The sequence below is a fragment of the Acidovorax sp. KPB24-07 genome (genome assembly GCF_057543315.1).
Genome location: NZ_BAAJYS010000579.1, coordinates 1 through 1,636 on the forward strand (window position 1 = coordinate 1; position 1,636 = coordinate 1,636).

The 1,636-nt window shown below is 71.6% G+C and carries 3 protein-coding genes; 1 reads left to right on the plus strand and 2 read right to left on the minus strand.

Annotated elements, in window-relative coordinates:
- Window positions 1-9: 9 nt before the first annotated feature.
- Window positions 10-537, minus strand: coding sequence for a class IV adenylate cyclase (locus AC27IQ_RS24030; protein WP_487091060.1), 528 nt, complete (start codon window positions 535-537; stop codon window positions 10-12).
- Between the two features lie 28 nt (window positions 538-565).
- Window positions 566-1,021 carry a winged helix-turn-helix transcriptional regulator gene (locus AC27IQ_RS24035; RefSeq protein WP_284397038.1) on the minus strand — a complete coding sequence of 152 codons (456 nt, stop codon included), beginning with the start codon at window positions 1,019-1,021 and terminating at the stop codon, window positions 566-568.
- A gap of 121 nt (window positions 1,022-1,142) precedes the next feature.
- Here AC27IQ_RS24035 and AC27IQ_RS24040 point away from each other — a divergent pair.
- Window positions 1,143-1,636, plus strand: a 494-nt coding sequence (locus tag AC27IQ_RS24040; protein WP_487091061.1) for an MFS transporter, incomplete at its 3' end; no start/stop codon positions are given.

A 1,636-nucleotide genomic window follows, 5' to 3' on the forward strand; every position in this document is an offset into this window, starting at 1 on the left:
GCCCGGGCGTCAGCCGCCCCGGCCGCGCAGCAGATCGACGTAGGCGCAGTCCACCCACTGCGCCGGTGCCACGCCGAGCCGGGCCATCAGGTCGTGTGCCTCCCGCAGGCCGGCGTCTTCGGGCTCGGCCTCGTCCAGCACCACCTCCAGCTCCATGAACTCGCCCAGGCCCGCCACGCGGTCCAGGTGCACGCGCGTGCGGCCCACCAGGTACAGCGTGCGCTCCTTGACCACCCGCCCCGCCTGGCCGTGCGCCAGCGTGAGCGCCTCGCGCAGCCCGTCGGGATCGGCCGTGGGCGTGCGCACGTAGAACGCGGTCTTGGGCCCCTGCACGTCGGGGCGGCGGTAGAAGATCAGCTCGCCCGCGCCGGCGGAGAACGCGCGCAGCTTGAGCCGGCCGGCCGCGCAGCGAAAGAACGTGTCGTCCTGGTGGATCCGCTCCGGGCCGCTGGAGGCCAGCACTGCGGCGCGGGCCTCCAGCGCGGCCAAAGCGCCGGGCGACGGCAGGCGTGCCTTGATTTCGATGTTGCGGGGCATGGGCCCAGTATGCCGGCGGCCTTGCGGATCAGGGCCGCGCACGCACCTTCTTCACGAGGGTGTCCGCCGGCCGGACGACCCGCCCGTCCTCCAGCCGCAGCAGGGCTTTCGGCAGCGGCTTGCCCGTGGCGCGATCGACGAGCACCGAGTGCTTCTCGCCCCGGGCGTACAGGTGCGCCTCGCCCCACTGGCGCAGGGCCACGACCACCGGAAACAGCGTCTCGCCCTTGGCGGTCAGCACGTACTCCTGGTAGGCGCTGCCATCGGAGGCGGGCGCGATCTCCAGCACGCCCTCTTCCACCAGCGTGCGCAGGCGGTCGCTGAGGATGTTGCGCGCTGCGCCCAGGCTGGCCTGGAACTCGCCGAAGCGCCGCAGTCCGTCGAACGCATCGCGCACGATCAGCATCGACCAGCGGTCGCCCACCACGTCGAGCGAACGGGCCACCGGGCAGGGGGAATCCGCGAGGCTTTTTCTTTTGGCCATGGCCACTCCTTGGGTGCCGGTAGCGGACCGAGCATTCGATCCACGCACCGAAGTGGTTTCATTTTAAAACAGGATGGGACTACACTCGATCCAGTTTCAATCAGCAACTGGATCAGAGCCCATGACCGCCGCCAACCCGTCCGCCCTGCACGCCACCCCCGGCCATCCCCTGCCGCCGGGCCTCGTGCGCCTGCTGGCCGTGTGCTGCGGCGTGAGCGTTGCCAATGTCTACTACGCCCAACCCCTGCTGGACGCCATCGCGCTGGATTTCGGCATCCCCGCCATGGCGGTGGGCGGCGTGATCACCGTCACCCAGGTGGGCTGCGCCATCGCCCTGCTGTTTGTGGTGGCGCTGGGCGATCGGGTGGACCGAAAGCGCCTGCTGTGCGGGCAGTTGGTGCTGCTGGCGCTGGCGCTGCTGGGAGTGGCCTGGGCACCCACGCCGCTGCTGTTGCTGGCGGCCATGGCCGCCATCGGGCTGCTGGGGACGGCCATGACGCAAGGGCTGATCGCCTGCGCCGCCACGCTGGCCCCTCCCGCCGAGCGGGGCCGGGTGGTCGGCACCGTGCAGGGCGGCGTCGTCATCGGCCTGCTGCTGGCCCGCACGCTGGCCGG

Excerpts from the sequence above, each read along its gene's own strand:
- AC27IQ_RS24030 (WP_487091060.1), bottom strand. The coding sequence starts at position 537 with ATGCCCCGCAACATCGAAATCAAGGCACGCCTGCCGTCGCCCGGCGCT.
- AC27IQ_RS24035 (WP_284397038.1), bottom strand. The coding sequence starts at position 1,021 with ATGGCCAAAAGAAAAAGCCTCGCGGATTCCCCCTGCCCGGTGGCCCGT.